Source organism: Streptomyces sp. NPDC054872 (assembly GCF_053610705.1).
Genome location: NZ_JBSGYY010000018.1, coordinates 11,224 through 28,117, shown reverse-complemented (window position 1 = coordinate 28,117; position 16,894 = coordinate 11,224). Strand labels below are relative to the sequence as shown.

Genomic DNA, 16,894 nt, shown 5'->3' with positions numbered 1-16,894 from the left:
GGAAACCGGTCACTGGAATGGCTGTACCCGTCGAACGAACAACCCGCCGTACGAGCTACCTAAAGACACCCAAAACCCTCAGAGGGGTTTACAACGGCACCGTAGGTGGCATGTCGATTTCGCCGACGTGCGAATCCCCGAGCGCACACTGAGCGAAAGGCCCTGGCGCTTATGAACACCACGGTCAGCTGCGAGCTGCACCTGCGCCTCGTTGTGTCGAGCGAGTCCTCACTGCCTGTACCCGCAGGACTGCGGTATGACACGGCCGATCCCTATGCCGTGCACGCCACCTTCCACACCGGAGCCGAGGAAACCGTCGAGTGGGTGTTCGCCCGCGACCTCCTCGCCGAGGGCCTGCACCGGCCCACCGGTACCGGCGACGTCCGAGTCTGGCCGTCCCGGAGCCACGGTCAGGGCGTCGTCTGCATCGCCCTGAGCTCACCCGAGGGTGAGGCTCTGCTCGAGGCCCCGGCGCGGGCCCTGGAATCGTTCCTGAAGCGAACCGACGCGGCCGTGCCGCCCGGAACGGAACACCGCCACTTCGATCTGGATACGGAGCTCTCGCACATCCTGGCCGAAAGTTAGCTCCAGGCCGCGCGAGAGCGCCCGGCGCCGTCCGACTCGGGGCGACGGCTCGGGCACGACAACCGCACACAGCAGACACACCGGCGCCGTCGCCGCGGATTTCCGCGGGGACGGCGCCGGTGTGTCGTGTCGGGAAGCCGCTAGCATCGGCCAGCATCGGCGGGCACCCTTCCAAGCTCTCAATGAGCGGGGCAGGCCCCACTACCCCCAGGCCAGGGAGCAAACGTGCTGATCACCCACGACACCCGGTGCGCACTCGACGCCGTGGTCGATCTGGTGAACACCGCGCCGGACACCGAAGACACCCAGGGCACCCAGGGCACGGTGAGCACCGACACGGAGGGGCTCCCGGACCTGGCAGCCCTGAACGAGTTCGTACGAAGCCATGACATAAGTGACGTCGGAGTGCTCACGGAGCGTGACCTGGCCGGCGTCCGGCACATCCGCGGCCGCTTCCAGGAGGTCTTCGCGGCGCCCGAGCCGCAGGCCGCGGCGGCGGTGATCAACGAACTGATCGCGGCGGCGGGCACCACGCCCCGGCTCACCGATCACGACGGCTACGACTGGCACGTGCACTACTTCGCGCCCGGCGCCTCCATCGCCGACCACCTCGCGGCGGACTGCGGGATGGCGCTGGCGTTCTTCGTCGTCGCCGGCGAGCAGGAGCGGCTGCGGCGCTGTGAGGCCCCGGACTGCCGGCACGCCTTCGTCGACCTCTCCCGTAACCGCTCGCGCCGCTACTGCGACAGCCGCACCTGCGGCAACCGGCTGCACGTCGCCGCCTACCGGGCCCGGCGCAAGGAAGCGGCGGGCTGAGCCCCGGCCGCTCCGCGCGGGCCGCGCCGCCCGCTACAGCCCCAGCAGATCGTGCAGGGAACCCATCAGGATCAGGACGCCGATCACCGCCAGGAAGATCATCAGGGGTGGCTGGGAGAGCGCGAACAGACAGCCCTTGGGCTCTTCCGTCGCGGCTCGCTCATCGGTCGGCGGGGCGGCATCGCCCTGTGCGGTGTCCAGCATCTCGCGGCGATGATGACCTAGTCCCAGGGGTGCGGATGACCAATACCCCCGGCGGGCCCAGGAGTTCGCGGCACCCGCGACCTGCAAAAGCCCAGCGTCCCGCGTGTTTCGCCGGTGGTCCACCAGCGACGGATCTCGTCAGACTCGGCGGCACCGCCGTCCACTCGAACGAGGGAGTGCCACGGTCATCGGACGCGGAGGCGTGTTGACGACCGCCGCCCTCAGATGCCGTGCTTCTTCAGGATGGCCTCGATGTCGCTGAAGTCCTCCTTGGGTGCGGCGGCCGCCTTCGGCCGGTCCGCGGGCTTGGCGGCCGGACGGGCGCCCTGCCCCAGGGAGGGTGCGGACGCCGCGGGGGCCACCGCCTCGCGCTGGGCCGCCTTCGCGGCCCTGCGCTCCTTGCGGGTGCCGCCGGAGCGGCGCTCCACCGCGCGCGTGATCATGAAGAGCAGCCAGGCGACGCCGAGGACCCCGAAGCCCGCCCACGCCTTCATGCTGAAGGCGGTGTCGGCCAGCCAGCCGACGACACCGGTCATCACCAGGCCGACCGGGACGAGCGCATAGGCGGCGAGACGCGTCGCCGCGAGGAATCGCTTGCGGTAGGCCGTGATTGCGGCAATGCCGAGGCCGGCCGCGGATACGGCGGAACAGACGGTCTCGGCAATCATCCGGTCCTCCAGGCGTGCGGGCGTGGACGGTGTCCCCTGACTGGCCTCTGCTGGCCTGTGACTGGCACCGTCGTCCCTTCCATCCTGCACCGGGTGGCCCCCACAAGCCACGCCCCGAGCGGACTTCAGGGACATATCAGGGTCGCGTCTCCTCCGCAGGTTCCGGTCGCCGCCCCCGGCCCCGGTGGGGAGGCGGACGCGGGCCTGGAAGACTGGGCCCATGAGCGACTCTGCCCCCGCGGCCCCCGCCGGCCCCCTCGTCATCGACATCTGGTGCGAGCTGCAGTGCCCGGACTGCCGGACCGCCCTCGACGACGTCCGCGCGCTCCGCGCCCGCTACGGCGACCGGGTCGACCTGCAGCTGCGCCACTTCCCCCTCGAAAAGCACAAGCACGCCTTCGCCGCCGCCCAGGCCGCCGAGGAGGCCTTCGAGCAGGGGCAGGGCTGGGCATACGTCGAGGCCGTGCTCGGCGCGGTCGAGGACCTGGACCGCAAGGGCGAGCCCTTCCTGGTCGAGACCGCGCGTGAACTCGGCCTGGACGCGGAGGAGTTCGACACCGCACTGGTCGACGGCCGGCACATTTTGATCGTCGACGCCGACCAGGCCGAGGGCAAGGCGATCGGCGTCACCGGGACACCGACGTACGTCATCGACGGCGAACGTCTCGACGGCGGCAAGAGCCAGGAGGGCCTGCGCGAGCGCGTCGAGAAGATCGTGGACGGCCTGCTCGCGCCCTGACCACGCGCTCGCGGCCCGACCGCCTCCACGCCCCCTCCGGGCAGAACGCCTAGAGCAGCTGCTTGTAGACGTAGTACATGACCGGTTCGTAGCCAAGGGACTCGTACAGGCGCAGGGCCGGGGTGTTGCCCGCGAAGACGTTGAGGCCGAGGCGACCCTGGCCCGCCTCGCGGGCCTGGGTCTCCGCGAGGAGCATCAGGGACCGGCCGTGCCCGCGTCCGCGGTACTCCTCGTCGACCTCGACGTCGAAGACGAACGCGTCGGCGTCGCGCCGTGCCAGCCACAGGGTGCCGACCGCCGTGCCCTCGTGGGTGAGCACGCTGAGGCGGGTGCCGGGGGTGGCGGTGCCCTGCGGCAGGTGGTCCGCGTGATCGGCGTCGGACTTGGCGCGCGCCTCCGCCTCGGGGACGCCGCGCTCGATCCAGGTCCGGGCGTAGGCCTCCTTCTCGCGGGCCAGCCAGACCTCGTACTCGCCCTCCGTCATCGGCCGCCCCTCGACGCCCGCCGGCAGCGCGGGCGGCCCATCGGCCAGGAGCTTGACCATGTGGCGGTTGCGCTCCAGGTAGCCGAGGGACACGGCCAGGCGGTGGGCCGCCGCGGCCTCGGCGGGCACGGCCACCTCGATCCGCTCGCAGCCCCAGCCGCGCGCCACCTCCTCGGCGGCGAGCACCGCGACGGTGGCGCGGCCGCGCCTGCGGTCGGACGCCTTGATGCTCAGATCCCGCATCTCGGCGACACCGGGCCCGAAGACGGGATGCGTGGCGAGTTCTATCCCGCCCACAGGACGGCTGTTCACGCGCACTTCGTACGTGCGTGACTTGGCGCCGTCAGCGCTCTGCTGAAGCGGCCCGGTCGGCCGCAGGGTCGTGGTCATCAGTGGAGTTGTACCCACCCTGCGGCTCCCGCGTCATCCGGATTGCGAGCACTTGCGTCACGGGTCGAGGTCATCCGCCGCACGCTCACCGAAGATCCGCATCGCCTTCGCGGTCACCGGTCCCGGCGCGCCGGGCAGATCGCGCCCGTCGACCCGGTGGACGGCCTGGACGTCACGGAGGGTCGAGGTCAGGAACACCTCGTCGGCGCGGTCCAGGACGTCGAACGGCAGGTCGGTCTCGCTTGCGCCCGTCCAGTCGACGGTCAGCGCGCGCGTGATGCCCGCCAGGCACCCGGAGGCGACCGGCGGCGTATGGATCTCGCCGTCGATCACGACGAAGACGTTCGACCCCGTGCCTTCGCACAGCTGCCCCACCGTGTTGGCGAACAGCGCCTCCGAAGCACCCTGTTCGTGGGCGCGGGCGAGGGCGACGACGTTCTCGGCGTACGAGGTGGTCTTCAGGCCGGTCAGGGCGCCACGTTCGTTGCGGGTCCACGGCACCGTGATCACGGCGGTCGTGTCGGGGCGCCTGTGCGCCTCCCCGAGGGCGACGACGAGCGTCTGCCCCTGGTCGCCGCGGTCCGAGCCGAGCGGCGAGAGGCCTCCGGTGTACGTGATGCGCAGCCGCCCCAGCGGCATCGGGTTGGCTTCGAGTACGGCGGCGCAGGCCTCGCGCACCTCGTCGAGGTCCGGCTCGGGCAGGCCGAGGCCGCGGGCCGAGCGGGCGAGCCGCTCCAGGTGCCGGGTCAGCGCGAAGGGCCGCCCCTCGACCGACTTCACCGTCTCGAAGATGCCGTCGCCGACGGTCAGCCCGTGGTCGAGCACGGAGACACGGGCCGTCTCCAGGTCCTGCAGTCCGCCATTGAGCCAGATCTTCACCAAGGGGTCCCTCCACTCACTTCGTACGCTCCCGACGCTACCGCCAGCAGCCGTTCCGCCTTCAGTTCGGTCTCCCGCCACTCCCCCTCGGGATCGGAGCCCCAGGTGATCCCGGCGCCGGTGCCGAACCGCAGCACGCCCTCCGCGCGGTCGATCCAGAAGGTGCGGATGCCGACGGCCAGTTCGCCGGTGCCCCGGTCGGCGTCGACCCAGCCGATGCCGCCGCAGTACGGGCCGCGGGGCGCGGTCTCCAGGGCGTCGATGATGCGCAGGGCGCTGGACTTGGGGGCGCCGGTGACGGAACCGGGCGGGAAGGCGGCGGCGAACAGCTCGGGCCAGCCGGCGTCGGGGCGCAGCTCGCCCCGGACGGTGGAGACGAGATGGACGAGACCGGGATGCTTCTCGACCACGCACAGGTCGGGCACGGTCACGGAGCCGGTCACACAGATCCGCCCGAGGTCGTTGCGGACGAGGTCCACGATCATGACGTTCTCGGCGTAGTCCTTCTCCAGGAGATCGGCCTCGGTGCGGCCCGTGCCCTTGATCGGCCCCGACTCCACGACGCGTCCCGCGCGGCGCAGGAACAGCTCGGGCGAGGCCGTGGCTATCTCGACGCCGTGACCCGGCAGGCGGATCGTTCCGGCATACGGAGCGGGGTTCCCGCGCGCGAGGAGCGCGGTCAGGGCGTCGATGTCCGCGGCGCCGGCACCTCGCGGGCCGCCCGGGACCGGCGCGGAAAGGACGCGGCAGAGATTCGCCTGATAGACGTCGCCGGCCGCGATGTGTTCCCGCACCCGTCGCACGCCGTCCACATACGCGGCGCGGTCGAGCGACGACGTCCAGTCACCGGCCGCGGGTCCCCGCCATGCGCCGGGCACGGGCGCGGGCACCGGCTCCGCCCGTACGTCGTCGAAGCGGGCACAGACAAGGCCGCCCTCGAAGTCGGCGGCGACGGCCCAGAACCCATGGGACTCCAGCGCCGACGGATCGCTGGTCACGTCCCTGAGGCCGGTCGCGAGCAGGCCGCCGAAGCGCGCCATGGGCAGGGACGACCCGGAGGGTGGCCGGGAGGACATCTGAGGGGCGCTGTGCACGCCTGCGAGTCTATGACCGGCGTCCTGGTCGCGCCCGGGCCGGTGACAGCGCAGCACGCTGCGCAAACGCGTTTTTGTACTGGCCCAGGAATCCGCTAGAGTTCAACACGTCGCCGGGACGCGCAAGCGGGCCGGGAAAGACAAGCGGACGTAGCTCAGTTGGTAGAGCGCAACCTTGCCAAGGTTGAGGTCGCCAGTTCGAACCTGGTCGTCCGCTCGCAGGAAGTGGGGGATCTTCCCGAACCCCCGCACTCCTGGTGGAGTGGCCGAGAGGCGAGGCAACGGCCTGCAAAGCCGTCTACACGGGTTCAAATCCCGTCTCCACCTCCAAGCGCGATTAGCTCAGCGGGAGAGCGCTTCCCTGACACGGAAGAGGTCACTGGTTCAATCCCAGTATCGCGCACGCAGCACAACTGAAGATCTGGTCCGCAAGGATCCCCGCGCGATTAGCTCAGCGGGAGAGCGCTTCCCTGACACGGAAGAGGTCACTGGTTCAATCCCAGTATCGCGCACGCAATACGCAGCACACGCGGGTTGACCCGCGCGATTAGCTCAGCGGGAGAGCGCTTCCCTGACACGGAAGAGGTCACTGGTTCAATCCCAGTATCGCGCACCATCACACGAAGCCCCCGGCCGTTCCCACGGCCGGGGGCTTCGTCGTTCCCTCCGGTCAGGAGGAGAAGAGCATGTGCCCGAAGCTCTTGTGGCGCTTGTTGTGGCCGTAGTGCCCGCCGTGATGACCACCGTGGTGGCCGCCGTGCTGGGGAGCGCCCCACGCCGGGGCGGGAGCGGCCGGGTAGCCCTGCGGGGCGGGCGGCGGTGGCGGGGCCTGCTGGCCGCCCCACTGGGACTCGACGCGGCTCAGGGCCTCGAGCTCGCCGTAGTCGAGGAATATCCCGCGGCAACCGCTGCACTGCTCGATCTGGACGCCATTGCGGTTGTACGTGTGCATCGGTGCGTGGCACTTGGGACACTGCATGGTCGGCTCAACTCCTCGCCGGTCGTGACTGCTTCGCCGGAACTCTGCCCGGCTTCGGTGCGTTGCACCCTACTTCGTGGTGGTCGGAGCCAACTCCGGCGGGAGGGCGGCCATTCGATCACACGCGTCGACCACCGCCTGCTCGACCTCGTCCAGGGGCCGGTTCTCCTTGGCGGACTTGGCGACGGCCAGGGCGGCGGTCTGTGCGGTGAGAGCGCGGGCCGGTACGTCGAGGGCGGGCCAGGGGTCCGTGCCGTCGGCGGGGACCGCCGGGCCGCGTGCCGCGCGGTAGGCGGTGAGGAAGCGGGTCCACTCCTCCGGGGCGAGAAGACCGCAGGCGTACCAGGCCGCGGGGCGGGCCAGGTCCCAGGCCGGGTCACCGAGGCCGAGGTCGTCGACGTCGATGAGCAGCCAGCGCCCCTCGGCCGTGCGGACCAGCTGCCCCAGGTGCAGGTCGCCGTGGCACAGGAGCTTGGGGAGCGGTGCGGGGGCCTCGGCGCGTGCCCAGGCGGGGAGCGTGGCCCAGGCGCGCTCGACGGGGGCGGCCGCGGGGTGCGGTCCCGCGGCCCGCATCCGCGTCATCGCCCGGGCGGCCTTCGCGGGGCCGCGCATGTCCGGGAGGGGGTGCGGGAGTTGTGCCGGGGAGGTCGCGTGCAGACGGGCGAGGAGGGTGGCGACGGCTTCCCAGGGGGCGGCGTCGGGGTCGTCGCGGTCCACCGGGGTGCCGGCCTCCCAGAGGGTGACCAGCCGTCCGTGGAGCGGGATCGCCGCCTCGCCGAGCGGAGGGAGGAGGGTGCCGTGGAGGGCGGCGGCGACGTTCAGGCGGGCCGCGAGGTCGGTGGGGTCCGTGCCGGGGGCGTGCGCCTTGGCGACGGTGTCGCCGTGCCGGACGACCGTGGCGTCGTCCCGGTCGGCGAGGACGGCCTCACGTGCGGCTGCGCAGTCACACGCGGTGCGGTGCGCTGTGGCGCGCGCCTTGGCGGTGAGAGCGGGGAGAAGAGCTGTCACGAGTCCCTCGGGGGTGCGGTGGCGGTCCTCCTGTGAGGGTACGCAGCCCTGAGGGTGGCTCGGTCGGGGGTTTCTTTCCCCAATCCCGCCCCTTCCCGAAACCGGGGGCTCCGCCCCCGGACCCCCACCGTGGCTCGGTCCCGGGGCTCCGCCCCAGACCCCGCTCCTCAAACGCCGGAGGGCTGATACTCAGCCCGTCCGGCGCTTGAGGACGAGCTCGGCGCAGCCGGCGATCCACGGCGCCCGAAGACACCGGCGGAGCCCCGCGCAAAGAAGTGCCCGCGCAGCTCCCCAGCTGCGCGGGCATTTCTCGTGCCGTCCGCCGCACCCCCGTCCCCACGGGGTTTCCTGGCCGGATGTCCCCGCCCGGACCGCTCATCCGGGCCTGGGGCGCCGCTCAGCGCCCCAGCATCACGCCCACGGACGACGCCTGTGTGACCACTGCTTCCCAGCCGCCGAAGACGACCACCAGCAGGGCCGCCAGAGGAAGAACCATGGCCGTGGCCACCAAGGGGTGGCGCGTGCCGGACGGGCGGACGCCGAACGAGGCGAAGGCCTTGCGTCCTTGCGTGCGGATCATTGCCCGCGGTGCCGTGTCCGCCATGGTTCCTCTCCTGACCGAGTCTGTATGGATTTAGCAGCGGCGGGTGTCTGACCTCGGGGGACGAGTGCTGCCACCCGCCGCTTGACTTCAAATCTAGGTGCGCCGCAAGCCCTGGGCGTCATGCCCTCGTACCGATTGGCGGGCCTCCCGGAGGATGACCGATCGGCGGTCATGTACTCCCATGGGTGGAGACGGGGTCCTAGGTCTCAGGGTCTTCCCGGAGGGGGCGGGCGGCCTGCTCGGATGTGTCCTCCCGGGGGATGGGCTGCTCGACCAGGGCCAGGACGCGCGTCGCCATGAACCGCGCGGTCCGCACGACGGACCCGCTACGGGTGACTTCGCTCACTTCGACCACCCCCCTGCGGACCGCCGTCTCCACCCGGCGGCCCGCCCGGCTCGCCACCACCTCGTACGTCCGTGTCGTGTCCCCGGCGTCCACGACTATCTCCACACGATCACCTTTCACGGGATCAATCCCCCTTCAGCGATGGATGGTTGGGGTAGCCGACCCTGACAACGGCCGCTTTCCCCCGGCGCCCTGACCACTCTTCAAGTTTCCCACCCGGCACTGACAATCGGTCGGGCCGCGAGGGCGCGGCCTCTGCACCTGCCCGGCCACGGAAACGTAAGCTGTGGCACGACAACGGACCGGGCAGCGGGGATGGACATGGCGATGATGCGGCTCCGGCGCGAGGACCCGCGTGTCGTCGGCTCGTTCAGACTGCACAGGCGGCTGGGCGCCGGCGGCATGGGGGTCGTCTACCTGGGGTCGGACCGGCGGGGGCAGCGCGTCGCCCTGAAGGTGATCCGGCCCGATCTGGCGGAGGACGAGGAGTTCCGGTCGCGCTTCGCGCGCGAGGTCTCCGCGGCCCGGCGCATCCGCGGCGGCTGTACCGCGCGGCTCGTCGCCGCCGATCTCGACGCCGACCGGCCGTGGTTCGCCACGCAGTACGTCCCCGGGCCCTCCCTGCACGACAAGGTCGCCGCCGAGGGGCCGCTCTCCGCGGCCGATGTGGCGGTGGTCGGCTCGGCGCTCGCCGAGGGCCTCGTGGCCGTACATGAAGCCGGTGTCGTACACCGCGACCTGAAGCCGTCGAACATCCTGCTGTCCCCGAAGGGGCCGCGGATCATCGACTTCGGCATCGCCTGGGCCACCGGCGCCTCGACGCTGACCCATGTGGGTACCGCCGTCGGGTCGCCCGGGTTCCTCGCGCCCGAGCAGGTGCGCGGCGCCGCCGTCACCCCCGCGACGGACGTGTTCGCCCTCGGCGCCACCCTCGCGTACGCGGGCATGGCGGACTCACCCTTCGGGCACGGCAGTTCAGAGGTCATGCTCTATCGCGTCGTCCATGAAGAGGCGCAGCTCGGCGGCGTCCCGGACGCGCTCGCCCCGCTGATCAGGGCCTGCCTCGCCAAGGACCCCGAGGAGCGTCCCAGCACGCTTCAACTGTCGCTCAGGCTCAAGGAGATCGCGGCCCGCGAGGCACAGGGCCTGACGGACCCTCGGCCGCCCGCGCCCCGGCAGGACCAGGACCGGCCGACGGGCCGGATGGCCGAGGAGTACGCGGACCAGCGCACCCAGCGGCGTCATCCGCAGGGCACTCCCCCGCCGCGGCCCAGCTCGTCACGGCCGAGTTCCTCGCGGACCGGTTCGTCGCGGACCGGTTCCTCTCGGCCGCACCCTTCGCGGGGCGGGTCGAGTTCCTCGCGGTCCGGCTCGCGTCCCGGGCAGCCCCGGAACACGACGCGCTCGGGTGGCCCGCGCCGGCCCGCCAATCCGCGGCTCCTGCGCCAGCGGCTCTTCGTGTTCGTGGTGGTGACGCTGCTCGTGGCCCTGGGGATCGCGGCGGCCCAGGGGTGCCAGGGGCCCGCGCGCGGGCTCGGCGGCAACGGCGTGCACGATGTGCGCGACGTACAGCAGAGCCAGCGGCAGGACCCGGGGCCGGGCTCTCAGAGCTGAGGTCGGCCCGTCGCGACGGCGTAGAAGGCGACCGCGGCAGCCGCTCCCACGTTCAGGGAGTCGACGCCGTGCGCCATCGGGATACGGACCCATTCGTCGGCCGCCATCAGGGCTTTCGTGGTGAGGCCCTCGCCCTCAGCGCCGAGCATCAGCGCGACCCGGTCCATGCGGTGGGGCGCCGCCTCGTCCAGGGTCTTGGCCTTCTCGTCCGGGGTGAGCGCGAGGAGGTTGAAGCCCGCTTCGCGTACGCCGTCCAGCCCCTTGGGCCAGGATTCGAGGCGGGCGTAGGGGACGGAGAACACCGCGCCCATGGAGACCTTCACGGAGCGGCGGTAGAGCGGGTCGGCGCAGTCCGGCGAGAGCAGCACCGCGTCCATGCCGAGGGCGGCGGCGCTGCGGAAGATCGCCCCGATGTTGGTGTGGTCGTTGACCGACTCCATGACGACGACGCGGCGAGCCGTGGTGAGGAGTTCGTCCGAGGTCGGCAGCGGCTTGCGCTGCATCGAGGCGAGGGCGCCGCGGTGCACGTGATAGCCGGTGACCTGCTCGGCCAGGTCGGGGTTGACCGCGTACACGGGGGCGGGGACCTCGTCGATGACGTCCCGCATGACGTCGACCCACTTCGCGGAGAGCAGCATCGAGCGCATCTCGTAGCCCGCCTGCTTGGCTCGTCTGATCACCTTCTCGCCCTCGGCGATGAAGAGGCCCTCGGCGGGCTCGCGCCTGCGGCGCAGTTCGACGTCGGTCAGGCCCGTGTAGTCGCGCAGGCGCGGGTCGGCGGGGTCGTCAACGGTGATGAGATCGGCCACAGGGGTGATACTGCCTTGTCCTGGGTGTGGTGCCAACGCCTGGGAGCGGGTTGGGTTACCGGTGGTTACGCGGGAGCGGTGACGGCGATCACGCGGGGCTGCCCGGCCCCACGTTCACCACGTCGCCGATGACGATGACGGCCGGGGGCTTCACCTCGTGGGCGGTGACCTCGGCGGCGACGGTGGAGAGGGTGGCGTCCACGCGGCGCTGGGCCGCGGTGGTGCCTTCCTGGATCAGGGCGACGGGGGTCTCGGGCGACCGGCCGTGCGCGGTCAGCGTCGCCGCGATCCTGCCGATCTTGTCCACGCCCATCAGGATCACCAGGGTGCCGCGCAGCTTGGCGAGGGACGGCCAGTCGACCAGGGAACGCTCGTCGTCCGGGGCCACGTGGCCGCTGACCACCGTGAACTCGTGGGCGACCCCGCGGTGTGTGACGGGGATGCCCGCCGCGCCGGGCACGGAGATCGAGCTGGAGATGCCGGGCACCACGGTGCAGGGGATGCCCGCTTCGGCCAGCGCCTGGGCCTCTTCCATGCCGCGCCCGAAGACGAAGGGGTCACCGCCCTTGAGGCGGACCACCGACTTGCCCTGCTTCGCGTGCTCGATGAGGGCGTTGTTGATGGCCTCCTGGGCCATGTAGCGCCCGTACGGGATCTTCGCGGCGTCGATCACCTCGACGTGCGGCGGGAGTTCGTCGAGCAGGTCGCGGGGCCCGAGCCGGTCGGCGATGACCACGTCCGCCTCGGCGAGGAGGCGCCGGCCGCGGACCGTGATGAGGTCCGGGTCGCCGGGGCCGCCGCCGACGAGGGATACACCGGGGGTACGGGTGCGGTAGTGGGGCGCCACGAGGGTGCCGTCACGCAGGCCCTCGACGACCGCGTCGCGGATCGCCGCGGTGCGGCGGGGGTCACGGCCGTGGATGTCCGTGGTGAGGACGGCGACCGTGACGCCTTCGGAGCGGCCGGTCGCCGGTGTCAGGGCGGTGGCGGCGTCGGCGTCGTCCGAGCGGACGCACCAGACACGCTGGGCCTCGGCTTCCGCGGAGGCCGCCGTGTTGGCCTCGCTGTCGCTGGTGGCGATGAGGGCGTACCAGGCGTCCTTTAGGTCGCCGGCCTCGTACCGCCGGCGCTCCCAGGTGATCTCCCCCGCGTCCGCCATCGCCTCCACCGAGGGCGTCGCCGTCGGCGACACGAGGAGGATGTCGGCGCCCGCCGCGATGAGGGCGGGCAGGCGGCGCTGGGCCACCTGGCCGCCGCCGAGCACGACCGTGCGGCGGGCGGTGAGGCGGAGGCCTACGGGGTAGGCGGGGCTTTCGGCCATGGCGGGAGGCTCCTCGTGCGGGGCGCGGGGCTTTGCGGGTGCCGCTACGACGGTGGGGCGGCTGCGTTGCTGCTGTGACGTGCGGGTTCAGTATGGCTGGGGCGGGGCGGGGTCTCTCCCCCAGCCCCGCCCCGGCCCGGCTGTCTCACTGTGCGGCTCCGCCGGTGGGGCGTCGCCCCGGAGCCTCGTGTGCGGCTACTTCTCGGTCACGCCTGCCGAGTCGAACGTGGCCACCTCGTGCATCGCGCGCGCCGCGCTCTGCACCACAGGGAGGGCCAGGAGGGCGCCTGTGCCCTCGCCGAGGCGGAGATCGAGGTCGACCAAGGGGCGCAGGCCCAGCTTGTTGAGGGCCGCCACATGACCGGGCTCCGCGCTGCGGTGGCCCGCGATGCACGCCGCGAGGACCTCGGGGGCGATGGCGCGGGCGACCAGGGCCGCCGCGCCCGCGCTCACGCCGTCCAGGATCACCGGCGTACGGAGGGAGGCGCCGCCCAGGAGGAGCCCCACCATCGCCGCGTGCTCCAGGCCGCCGATCGCCGCGAGGACGCCGATCGGGTCGGCCGGGTCGGGCTGGTGCAGTTCCAGCGCGCGACGCACGACGTCGACCTTGCGGCTGTGCATCTCGTCGTTGATGCCGGTGCCGCGGCCGGTCACCTCGCCCGGGTCGGTGTCCGTGTAGACGGAGATGAGGGCCGCGGACGCCGTGGTGTTCGCGATGCCCATCTCGCCGGTGAGCAGGGCCTTGTTGCCCGCCGCCACCAGGTCGCGGGCGGTCTCGATGCCCACCTCGACGGCGGCCTTGACCTCCTCGCGGCTCAGGGCCGGGCCGGTGGTCATGTCCGCCGTGCCCGCGCGAATCTTGCGGGGCAACAGGCCGGGGGTGGCCGGGAGTTCACTCGCCACACCCACGTCGATGACGCAGACCTCGGCGCCCACCTGGTTGGCGAAGGCGTTGCAGACGGCGCCGCCGCCGAGGAAGTTGGCGACCATCTGCGCGGTCACCTCCTGGGGCCAGGCGGTGACGCCCTGGGCGTGCACGCCGTGGTCGCCGGCGAAGATCGCGACGGCCGCGGGCTCCGGGATCGGCGGCGGGCACTGCCGGGAGAGGCCCGAGAGCTGCGCGGAGATGATCTCCAGCATGCCGAGCGCGCCCGGCGGCTTCGTCATCCGCTTCTGCCGCTCCCACGCCTCGCCGAGCGCCTTCGCGTCCAGCGGGCGGATGTTGGAGACGGTCTCGGCGAGCAGGTCGTGCGGGTCCTCGCCGGGCAGGGCACGGCGGCCGTACGTCTCCTCGTGGACCACCCAGGAGAGCGGGCGGCGCTTGGACCAGCCTGCCTGCATCAGCTCGGGCTCCTCGGGGAACTCGTCGACGTATCCGACACAGAGATAGGCCACCACTTCGAGGTGCTCGGGCAGGCCGAGGGTCCTGACCATCTCACGCTCGTCGAAGAAGCTGACCCAGCCGACGCCGAGGCCCTCGGCGCGCGCCGCGAGCCAGAGGTTCTCGACGGCGAGGGCCGAGGAGTACGGCGCCATCTGCGGCTGCGTGTGGCGGCCGAGGGTGTGGCGGCCGCCGCGGGTCGGGTCCGCGGTGACGACGATGTTCACCGGGGTGTCGAGGATCGCCTCGATCTTCAGTTCCTTGAACTGCTTGGCGCGGCCCTTGGGGAGCGACTTGGCGTACGCGTCCTTCTGGCGCATGGCCAGCTCGTGCATGGTGCGCCGGGTCTCGGCCGAGCGGATGACGACGAAGTCCCAGGGCTGGGAGTGGCCCACGGAGGGCGCCGTGTGGGCCGCCTCCAAGACGCGGAGCAGCACCTCGTGCGGGATGGCGTCGCTGCGGAAGCCGTTGCGGATGTCGCGGCGCTCGCGCATCACGCGCAGGACGGCCTCGCGCTCGGCGTCGTCGTACGCGGGCGCTGCGGGCGTCTGCGGCTGCTGGACGGGCTCCGGCTGCTGGACCGGCTCAGCGGGGGCGTCCCCGGCCTCGGCTGCCACCTGCTCGGCGGCTTCGGTCACCTCGGCGGGCCCGGCCTCGACGATGAGCAGGGGCTCGGGGGCCTCGGCCGCCGGCGCTCCCTCCGCTTCGACGGGTGCCTCGACCACTTCCAGGGGCGCGGCTTCGGCAGCCGCCTCCGCGGGTTCGGACGCCATGGCCACGGGTTCCTCCGCCGCCTCCGGGGTCGGGGCCACGGCGGGCTCTCCTCCGTCACGCGGCGCGGGCACGGTGGCCGCGGGCTGCGAAACCACGGGCTCGACGGCCTCGGCGGTCTCGGGAGTACCGGCGGCTTCGACGGGCTCAACTGCTTCGTCGGTCCCGACTGCCGCGACGGGCGCTTCTGCCTCGACGGGCGCCGACTGCTCCTGGGCGGCGTGGGCTTCGGGGACCTCAGCCGTGGCCGAGGGCTCCTGAGCGTCGGCTCCCGGCGCGGGGACCTCTGCCTCGGCGAGCTCCGCCTGCGCCTCGGGGGCGACGGGCTGCGGGACCTCGAAATGCTCGGAGGGTACGGACAGGGCGTGCGGAGGCGTCGGCGCCAGGTGGGGCGTGGTCGGCACCGAGCCCTCGACCGGCACGAACTGGCCGAGGGGAGCGGGCGCCTGGGGGTCCGCGAAGTGCTGGTTCGGGCCACCCGGCAGCTCATCGGCCTGCGGCGCCTGCCCCACGGGAACCTCGGTGTACTGCTGGACCTGCTGGGGGTGCTGAGCCTGGTGGACGTGCGGGCCATGGGCCGCGGGCCCGGCGCCGGCGAGCGGCGCGTCCGACCAGGGCTGCGCGCCCGCCATGGCGAACTGCGGCTGGCCTGAGCCCTGCGCGAGCGCGGGTTCCTGGCTTGCTTCCGGGGCGGGCGCGGACGGGTCCTCGGTGAACGGCTGCGCGGCGGACGGCTGCTCGGCGTCCATCGCGAAGGCGGGCTGCCCTGCTTCGGCGGCGGCGTGCGCGAAGTGGGCGTCGGCCTCGGTGCCTTGCGCGATCGCGGGGTCGGCGGCCTCCGCGGCCTGCGGGAAGGCCGTCGCGGGTGTCTCGGCGGCGGCCGGGACCGCGGGGTCGGTCACCACGGGCTGGGGCAGTTCGGCGGCATCCACGGGCTGCGGGGCCTCGGGTGCGGGTGCGGGTGCGTCCACTGTGGCCTGTGCGTCATGTGCGTTCTGTGTGTCCTGCGTTTCCCCTGTGACAGGAGTGGCGTCCGGGACGACCGTTTCTGCTGGTGCGACGGGCTGAGCGGACTGCGAGGGCTGAGGGGACTGCGAGGGCTGAGGGGACTGCGCGGCCTGCGCGTGCTGCGACGGCTGCGAAGGCTGGGAGTGCTGAGGCTGCGGCGTCCACGGCGTCGCGCCCTGCGGCACGTTCTCACCGAGCCGCGTCCCTCTGGGCATCCCTTCCTCGTCACGCGGAATGTCGAGGTACTCGGGGCCCACGGTGGGCGGCCCCGCGTGCCGCACCGGTGCGGCGTGCTGCGGCGCACCGGCCGGGCCGCGGTCGGCGAGGGAGCGTACGGGGCTGCCCGAACCGTCGGGCACGGCGGGGCCCGACGGCCCCCGGTGGAGGGGGCGGCGGGAGGGGCCGGGGTGCGAGGCGGGCGCGGGAGTGTGAGCACCGGGCAACTGGACGCCGTTCAGGTCGACCGAGCCGCTGTCCCGGCCGGCCGTCTCGTGCGGGCCCGGCTGGTGCGTGGCCTGCGGCTGCCCGACCGACTGCTGGGCGAACGCCTGCGGAGCCGCCGCGTGCTGGCCGCCATGGGGCGCGCCCTCCATCGGCAGGCCTCCGGTCGACGACTCGCCCACCGGCTGCTCTCCCGGCGCCTGACCGGCCGCGTGCCGGCCGTCGGCGGACGGGCCGGCCATGACCTGGGCCGCCATGGAGGGGTCGGCCACAGGGCCTCCGCCCGCGGGCTGACCGGCGGCGTACTGGTTCGCCTGCGGCTCGCCCGCAGGCTGCCCCATGCCGTGCTGACCGACCGCCGACTGCGGCTCGCTCCAGGCGCCCTGGGCACCCGGCATCAACAGCAGGTCGTCATCGTCTGCGGGGGCGACGCTCTCGGCGGGACTCTCGGAGGGGTCGAGGTAGGTGTACGCGCCCGGGGCGGGGACGCCCGGCTGCTCCACCATGCCTGCGTTCTCCGGCAGTCCCTCGCCCGGGACCTGGCCGGTGTCGGTCATGCGTAACCCCTCGCCCATCGGTTAGTGCTTCTTCGACCGCCCCTCAGCCGTCGGCCGGGGAAGCCCCATTGCCCGGAGCGGCGCACCAACCGCCCGTCAATCTCAACGAGCGTGCGCGCCACGCGGCACGAACCGCGTACGGACAACAGGCATTGTCCCGGTCGGGCTGCCACCGCGGCACCTTGATCCGCAACGG

16 protein-coding genes and 5 tRNA genes are annotated in these 16,894 nt (G+C 72.7%); 9 read left to right on the top strand and 12 right to left on the bottom strand.

Going from position 1 to position 16,894, the window contains the following annotated elements; all coding sequences use genetic code 11:
- The first annotated feature begins 171 nt into the window (after positions 1-171).
- Together ACWGIH_RS22770 and ACWGIH_RS22765 are read left to right on the top strand one after the other, a co-directional pair.
- Positions 172-585 carry an SsgA family sporulation/cell division regulator gene (locus ACWGIH_RS22770; RefSeq protein WP_003959770.1) on the top strand — a complete coding sequence of 138 codons (414 nt, stop codon included), beginning with the start codon at positions 172-174 and terminating at the stop codon, positions 583-585.
- 225 nt (positions 586-810) lie between these two features.
- A complete protein-coding gene (locus tag ACWGIH_RS22765) occupies positions 811-1,401 on the top strand; it encodes a CGNR zinc finger domain-containing protein (protein ID WP_453452670.1) in 591 nt (196 codons plus the stop codon).
- A gap of 33 nt (positions 1,402-1,434) precedes the next feature.
- On the opposite strand, the gene ACWGIH_RS22760 is transcribed toward ACWGIH_RS22765, so the two are convergent.
- Complete coding sequence (locus tag ACWGIH_RS22760) at positions 1,435-1,605, bottom strand: hypothetical protein (RefSeq protein WP_453452672.1); 171 nt, start codon at positions 1,603-1,605, stop codon at positions 1,435-1,437.
- 221 nt (positions 1,606-1,826) lie between these two features.
- Entirely contained in the window at positions 1,827-2,273 is a 447-nt protein-coding gene (locus ACWGIH_RS22755; RefSeq protein ID WP_453452674.1) for a hypothetical protein, read from the bottom strand.
- 220 nt (positions 2,274-2,493) lie between these two features.
- Between ACWGIH_RS22755 and ACWGIH_RS22750 the strand changes: the two genes are divergently transcribed.
- Positions 2,494-3,012 carry a DsbA family protein gene (locus ACWGIH_RS22750; RefSeq protein WP_453452676.1) on the top strand — a complete coding sequence of 173 codons (519 nt, stop codon included), beginning with the start codon at positions 2,494-2,496 and terminating at the stop codon, positions 3,010-3,012.
- A 49-nt stretch (positions 3,013-3,061) separates the two neighbouring features.
- On the opposite strand, the gene ACWGIH_RS22745 is transcribed toward ACWGIH_RS22750, so the two are convergent.
- Genes ACWGIH_RS22745 through ACWGIH_RS22735 form a run of 3 tightly spaced genes read right to left on the bottom strand, consistent with a single transcriptional unit; the run spans position 3,062 to position 5,841 of the window.
- Positions 3,062-3,886: a GNAT family N-acetyltransferase gene (locus ACWGIH_RS22745; protein WP_453452678.1), complete on the bottom strand. Its 825-nt coding sequence runs from the start codon at positions 3,884-3,886 to the stop codon at positions 3,062-3,064.
- Positions 3,887-3,943: 57 nt separating this feature from the next.
- Complete coding sequence (locus tag ACWGIH_RS22740) at positions 3,944-4,765, bottom strand: aminotransferase class IV (RefSeq protein ID WP_453452683.1); 822 nt, start codon at positions 4,763-4,765, stop codon at positions 3,944-3,946.
- A complete protein-coding gene (locus ACWGIH_RS22735) occupies positions 4,762-5,841 on the bottom strand; it encodes a chorismate-binding protein (protein ID WP_453452685.1) in 1,080 nt (359 codons plus the stop codon). The genes ACWGIH_RS22740 and ACWGIH_RS22735 overlap by 4 nt, the downstream gene beginning before the upstream one ends.
- 162 nt (positions 5,842-6,003) lie before the next feature.
- Between ACWGIH_RS22735 and ACWGIH_RS22730 the strand changes: the two genes are divergently transcribed.
- From ACWGIH_RS22730 to ACWGIH_RS22710, 5 genes are all read left to right on the top strand, one after another.
- Positions 6,004-6,076 (top strand) — tRNA-Gly (locus ACWGIH_RS22730).
- 39 nt (positions 6,077-6,115) lie between these two features.
- A tRNA-Cys gene (locus tag ACWGIH_RS22725) sits at positions 6,116-6,189 on the top strand.
- 1 nt (position 6,190) lies between these two features.
- Positions 6,191-6,262, top strand: a tRNA-Val gene (locus tag ACWGIH_RS22720).
- A 37-nt stretch (positions 6,263-6,299) separates the two neighbouring features.
- Positions 6,300-6,371: transfer RNA gene (locus tag ACWGIH_RS22715), tRNA-Val, on the top strand.
- A 29-nt stretch (positions 6,372-6,400) separates the two neighbouring features.
- A tRNA-Val gene (locus tag ACWGIH_RS22710) sits at positions 6,401-6,475 on the top strand.
- A 54-nt stretch (positions 6,476-6,529) separates the two neighbouring features.
- Here the strand turns inward: ACWGIH_RS22710 and ACWGIH_RS22705 are convergent.
- The 4 genes from ACWGIH_RS22705 to ACWGIH_RS22690 form a co-directional block, all read right to left on the bottom strand.
- Positions 6,530-6,838: a TFIIB-type zinc ribbon-containing protein gene (locus ACWGIH_RS22705; protein ID WP_453452679.1), complete on the bottom strand. Its 309-nt coding sequence runs from the start codon at positions 6,836-6,838 to the stop codon at positions 6,530-6,532.
- Between the two features lie 69 nt (positions 6,839-6,907).
- A complete protein-coding gene (locus tag ACWGIH_RS22700) occupies positions 6,908-7,846 on the bottom strand; it encodes an aminoglycoside phosphotransferase family protein (protein WP_453452681.1) in 939 nt (312 codons plus the stop codon).
- Positions 7,847-8,243: 397 nt separating this feature from the next.
- Positions 8,244-8,450: a hypothetical protein gene (locus ACWGIH_RS22695; RefSeq protein ID WP_399391815.1), complete on the bottom strand. Its 207-nt coding sequence runs from the start codon at positions 8,448-8,450 to the stop codon at positions 8,244-8,246.
- A 199-nt stretch (positions 8,451-8,649) separates the two neighbouring features.
- Entirely contained in the window at positions 8,650-8,916 is a 267-nt protein-coding gene (locus ACWGIH_RS22690; protein ID WP_363210965.1) for a hypothetical protein, read from the bottom strand.
- Between the two features lie 195 nt (positions 8,917-9,111).
- Between ACWGIH_RS22690 and ACWGIH_RS22685 the strand changes: the two genes are divergently transcribed.
- Positions 9,112-10,410: a serine/threonine-protein kinase gene (locus ACWGIH_RS22685; RefSeq protein WP_453452468.1), complete on the top strand. Its 1,299-nt coding sequence runs from the start codon at positions 9,112-9,114 to the stop codon at positions 10,408-10,410.
- Here ACWGIH_RS22685 and ACWGIH_RS22680 read toward each other — a convergent pair.
- The 3 genes from ACWGIH_RS22680 to cobT form a co-directional block, all read right to left on the bottom strand.
- The gene (locus tag ACWGIH_RS22680; RefSeq protein WP_453452467.1) at positions 10,401-11,219 is read right to left on the bottom strand and encodes a TrmH family RNA methyltransferase; all 819 of its coding nucleotides are present in this window, start codon (positions 11,217-11,219) and stop codon (positions 10,401-10,403) included. The genes ACWGIH_RS22685 and ACWGIH_RS22680 overlap by 10 nt on opposite strands.
- A gap of 88 nt (positions 11,220-11,307) precedes the next feature.
- Complete coding sequence (gene cobA, locus ACWGIH_RS22675) at positions 11,308-12,540, bottom strand: uroporphyrinogen-III C-methyltransferase (RefSeq protein WP_453452466.1); 1,233 nt, start codon at positions 12,538-12,540, stop codon at positions 11,308-11,310.
- A gap of 195 nt (positions 12,541-12,735) precedes the next feature.
- Positions 12,736-16,698: a nicotinate-nucleotide--dimethylbenzimidazole phosphoribosyltransferase gene (cobT, locus tag ACWGIH_RS22670; protein ID WP_453452465.1), complete on the bottom strand. Its 3,963-nt coding sequence runs from the start codon at positions 16,696-16,698 to the stop codon at positions 12,736-12,738.
- Between the last annotated feature and the right edge of the window lie 196 nt (positions 16,699-16,894).